At 63.5% G+C, this 4,546-nt stretch carries 4 protein-coding genes; 1 reads left to right on the plus strand and 3 read right to left on the minus strand.

Annotated features, from left to right (window positions below):
• Positions 1–97: 97 nt before the first annotated feature.
• The 3 genes from ACE3OH_RS19795 to ACE3OH_RS19805 all read right to left on the minus strand — a co-directional run bounded on the left by ACE3OH_RS19795 (position 98) and on the right by ACE3OH_RS19805 (position 3,226).
• Complete coding sequence (locus tag ACE3OH_RS19795) at positions 98–976, minus strand: N-acetyltransferase family protein (RefSeq protein WP_374357221.1); 879 nt, start codon at positions 974–976, stop codon at positions 98–100.
• Positions 973–1,527 carry a DUF2087 domain-containing protein gene (locus tag ACE3OH_RS19800; protein WP_374357223.1) on the minus strand — a complete coding sequence of 185 codons (555 nt, stop codon included), beginning with the start codon at positions 1,525–1,527 and terminating at the stop codon, positions 973–975. Before ACE3OH_RS19800 ends, ACE3OH_RS19795 begins: the two co-directional genes overlap by 4 nt.
• A 310-nt stretch (positions 1,528–1,837) precedes the next feature.
• Complete coding sequence (locus tag ACE3OH_RS19805) at positions 1,838–3,226, minus strand: aminopeptidase P family protein (protein WP_374357225.1); 1,389 nt, start codon at positions 3,224–3,226, stop codon at positions 1,838–1,840.
• Positions 3,227–3,389: 163 nt separating this feature from the next.
• Between ACE3OH_RS19805 and argJ the strand changes: the two genes are divergently transcribed.
• Positions 3,390–4,546, plus strand: a 1,157-nt coding sequence (gene argJ, locus ACE3OH_RS19810; RefSeq protein ID WP_374357227.1) for a bifunctional glutamate N-acetyltransferase/amino-acid acetyltransferase ArgJ, incomplete at its 3' end; no start/stop codon positions are given.

Here is a 4,546-nt window from a genome sequence, read left to right on the forward strand (position 1 = left end):
CAAAGCACCTTGGGCTGATGCAAATGGTTAGAACGTCAAATGCCCTGATAAATAGGCGACGGTTCGCACATAGTTGGCAAGTCGTCAGCTAAGCCGCCTACAGCGTCAGCCCATACACCGCGCCGCGCGGCATGATTTCGTTGAAGCCAAGCTTTTGGTGCAGACGCATCGAGGCGGCATTGCTGCTGGCAACCCGAGCCCGCAGCATGCCGACGCCGCGAGCCGCCAATGCGCTGCTTGCATGGGCATACAGCGCATTGGCCACGCCGCGGCCGCGCCAGTCGGCCGCGACGCCCAAGGCGGCCGTGCCATCGGCTTCAAAATCGGCAAAGGCCACATAGCGGCCAGTTGCATCGGCCAGGATGCGGCTCACTTCCCAACTGGCACCGGCACAGTCGTGCTTGAGGTGTTCGGCATCGCCAACGACGGCATTGGGCACCTCGCGGAAGGTTTCTGCATACAGCTGCTGAAAGCGCGGCCAGTCGATATCCGCTTCATCGATCGGGTGTAGTCCCAGCGCGGCAAAGTCCACCGGCGCGGCAACGGCAGTCGGCAGGCCGAAGTGCAGCCATTCCATGTCGTAGTGAAAGCCGGCTCGCTGCAATGCTTGTGCTTTGGCGCCTTCGCCAGCCCAGACACTGACGCGTAATTGCCGCGCTCCGGCGCTGCTCGCTTCGGCGATCAGACGGGCAATCAGAAGGTCAGCCACGTCGCCATCGCTGGCGACCAAGGGGGCGCCGAAGCAGGGACCGCCGCTGGCGATTCCCAGTGTGACCCAGGCCACACAGCCCACCGCCATACCATTGCGCCAGGCAATGGCGACCTGCTGACCACCGGCGCGTCCATGGTCGACCAGGTCGCAGGCCAAATCGGGGGCGGTGCCGGAGGGCCAGCTCGGGTTGTAGATGGCCTGCAGCGCGGGTACGGCGCTGGCATCAAACGCTTGCAGCGTTACGGCATTGCCGTGGGCACTCATGCTGCAGCCCTCCGCAAGGCCTCGACCAGCAGCGGCGCTACCTCGGCCGGCACCGGCTGTTCATTTCGTCGATAGATGCGGCAATCGAGGGTGCGATCCAGCAATTTGTAATTCACCAGCTCGCGGCGCAGCAGCACATGGTCGCCGAACGATTCACCCTGTTTGATGAATTCGTTGACCTCGCGCTCGCTCATATCGCGGCCAGCCGGAATGCGTGCCCATACCGTCCACAGGCAGGGTAGCTGTTCCTTGTGCTTGCTGGGCCAGCGCAACATGCGGCCGGCCGCGTCGAAGTGGCGCAGCAGATGCTTGTTTACCGGGTCGATGGCGGCTGCGGCGGGCGCAGCTTCCGGCGCGATGGCCGCCACCGGATGGCTGGCCTCGCTGACGGCGCGAAAATGCTGGAAGTTCTGATGGCCGATGGCCCGCGCCAGCATATTGAGCATTTCTACATGGCTGGGCGGCGCAGGCTGCTCGGCCCATTGCTTGAGCAGGGAGCGCGACAGGGCGGAAATATCAGGGGCGTGAAACGGAAATACCGGACGAGACATGGTCGATTCCTTGTCATCGTGCCTACTCGATGAGTACGCCACTGGTCGCCGTTATGGCTTGGCACAAAGGTTTCGAGCCAAGCAGGGTGCCCGATTGAACGTGCACCAACTGAGAATTGCCAAGCAGGTTTAGCGTGGTTCAGGAGAACCGGCGACGCCTAGGTGAACTGCGGACCGGCGCGCAGCATAGCGCTACTTGCCGGCGCTGTTCAAGCACCTTTCATCACGCCGCCTGCCTGCTACCGGGGGCGGCAGGCAGTGGCAGCACAGGGCTTTGTCGTCTTGTCGAGAGTGTATATGTCCGGATCACTCAGGCGCCGGCCGCCGCTTCCACGTCCTCTATCGTCTTGGCGATCGGTTTGCCCAGTACCCGGGCGCCGTCGGCGGTGACCAGTACGTCGTCTTCGATGCGGATGCCGCCAAAGTCGCGGTATTGCTGGAATACGGCATAGTCGATCAGATCGGCATGGCGGTTTTCCGCCTGCCAGCGGTCGATCAGTGCCGGGATGAAATAGGCGCCCGGTTCCACCGTCACCACCCAACCCTCGCGCAGGGGGCGGCCCAGGCGCAGTGAGCGGCGGCCGAAGTCGCTGCTGCGGCTGATGCCTTCGCCATAGCCGACCCGATCCTCGCCCAGGCCTTCCATATCATGCACGTCGAGGCCGATATGGTGACCGAGGCCATGTGGGAACAGCAGCGCATAGGCGCCGCTATCCACCACCTCGGCGCTGTCGCCCTTGAACAGGCCGGTGTCGGCGAGGCCAGCCACCAGGGTCTGTGCCGCCAGATCATGCACTTCGCGGTAAGGCACGCCTGGGCGCATGGCATTGATGGCGGCCAGCTGGGCGTCGAGCACCGCCTGGTACACCGTCTTTTGCTTGTCGCTGAATTTGCCGCCGACCGGAATGGTGCGGGTGATATCGCTGGCGTAATGCAGCGGGCTCTCCGCGCCGCTGTCGTTCACCACCAGGTCGCCGGCTTTCAGGGTGTAGCCATGGCCATGGTTGTGCAGGATATGGCCATCGCGGCTGAAGATGATCGGATAGGCCAGCGCTCGTCCCTGGCTGGCGGCAAGGCCCTGCATCAGCCCGACGATTTCTTGCTCCTTCACGCCGGGTTTGGCCGAGCGCATGGCCAAGAGATGCATGCGCTGCGCGACTTCCAGCGCGTTTTCCATCTGGGCGATTTCCTCTGCCGACTTGACCGAGCGCAGTTCGATTACCGCATTAGCCAGGGCTTCGGATGCGCCGGCATCGATGGCGGCAAGGGGCTGCCCCAGCAAGGCACTCAACAGCTGGCGCTGCTCGGCGCGATAGGGCGGCAGGTAGTGGATGCTGCGGCCGGCTGCGCGGGCGCTGGCCAGATGGTCGGCGAGCTTGCTGAAGGCTGCGGTATGCTGCACCGCAACGGCCTCGGCCTGCTCGGCCAGACTGGCCAAAGGGCCGGTCCAGACGATGCTGTCGATATCGCCATCGTCGCCGAACAGCGTGACGCGGTCGGCGTCGATATCGATGGTGGCGGCAAGGCCGGGCAGATCCAGCCCGAAGAAATACAGAAAGCTCGAATCCTGGCGGAAGGGGTAGATATTGTCCGCATAGTTCATCGGACTGTCGGCATTGCCAGGCAACAGGATCAGGCCGCTGCCCAGTTGGCGGGCGAGGGCGGCGCGGCGGGCGGCGTAGGTGTCGGGGCTGAACATGGGCGGCATACCTTGTGGCTGAGCAGAAGTGGCCGCGATGATACCGTGACTGGCGGCGAGTCCAGCAGGGATTCGCCGCATGAATGGCTGATGATTTCATCGTTTTGTCGGGCATCGGTATTACAATCGGCGCTTTTCTGCACTGCACCATAAGGACCCAGCCATGCCCGTCAATCTCTCCGCCCCCGACCCCGCCGCTCTCTACCCGGTTCCCGGTGTGACCCTGGGGATCGCCAGTGCCGGTATCAAAAAAGTGGGGCGTAAGGATGTGTTGGTGATGGCCTTGGCCGAAGGGGCCCGGGTGGCGGGTGTGTTTACCAAGAACCGTTTTTGCGCCGCGCCGGTGCAGCTGTGCCGCGAGCATTTGGCCACCGCCACGCCGCGTGCGCTGGTGGTGAATACCGGCAATGCCAATGCCGGCACCGGCCTTGATGGCCGCGAGCGCGCCTTGCAGGTTTGCGATGCCCTGGCTGGCGCCATGGGCGCCAAGCGCGAGCAGATTCTGCCTTTTTCTACCGGGGTGATTCTGGAGCCGCTACCGTTCGAGAAGATTGTCGCTGCCTTGCCGCAGGCGCTGGCGAATCTGGCACCGGCCAACTGGGCCGAGGCAGCAGAAGCGATCATGACTACTGATGTGGTGGCCAAGGCGGCCAGCCGTCAGGTACAGGTCGGCGGGCACACCGTCACGGTGACCGGCATCGCCAAGGGCGCCGGCATGATCCATCCGAATATGGCCACCATGCTCGGTTTTGTCGCCACTGATGCCAGGATTGCGCAGCCCTTGCTGCAGGCTCTGGTCAAGCATGCCGCCGATCGCTCGTTCAACTGCATCACCATCGATGGCGATACTTCGACCAATGACAGCTTTATGCTGATTGCCACCGGCCAGACCGGCGCTGAAATCGTCGATGCCGCCAGCGCCGAATTTGCTGCCTTGCGCGATGCCGTGACCGAGCTGGCGCAAACCTTGGCGCAAGCCATTGTGCGTGATGGCGAAGGCGCTACCAAATTCATGACCGTGCAGGTGGAGGGGGGGCGTGACGAGAGCGAATGCAAGGCAATCGGCTATGCGATCGGTCGCTCGCCGCTGGTGAAAACCGCCTTTTTTGCCTCCGACCCCAATCTGGGGCGCATCCTCGCCGCCATCGGCTATGCCGGTATCGATGATCTGGATGTGGACACGCTCGACCTCTACCTCGACGATGTACTGGTGGCCACCCGGGGCGGCCGCAACCCGGCCTATCAGGAGGCAGATGGTCAGCGGGTGATGAACAAGGCGGAAATCCTGATCCGGGTGGTGCTCAACCGTGGCCCGGTCAG

Source organism: Chitinimonas sp. (genome assembly GCF_041904975.1).
Taxonomy (GTDB): domain Bacteria; phylum Pseudomonadota; class Gammaproteobacteria; order Burkholderiales; family Chitinimonadaceae; genus Chitinimonas.

Excerpts from the sequence above, each read along its gene's own strand:
- ACE3OH_RS19795 (WP_374357221.1), bottom strand. The coding sequence starts at position 976 with ATGAGTGCCCACGGCAATGCCGTAACGCTGCAAGCGTTTGATGCCAGC.
- ACE3OH_RS19800 (WP_374357223.1), bottom strand. The coding sequence starts at position 1,527 with ATGTCTCGTCCGGTATTTCCGTTTCACGCCCCTGATATTTCCGCCCTG.
- ACE3OH_RS19805 (WP_374357225.1), bottom strand. The coding sequence starts at position 3,226 with ATGTTCAGCCCCGACACCTACGCCGCCCGCCGCGCCGCCCTCGCCCGC.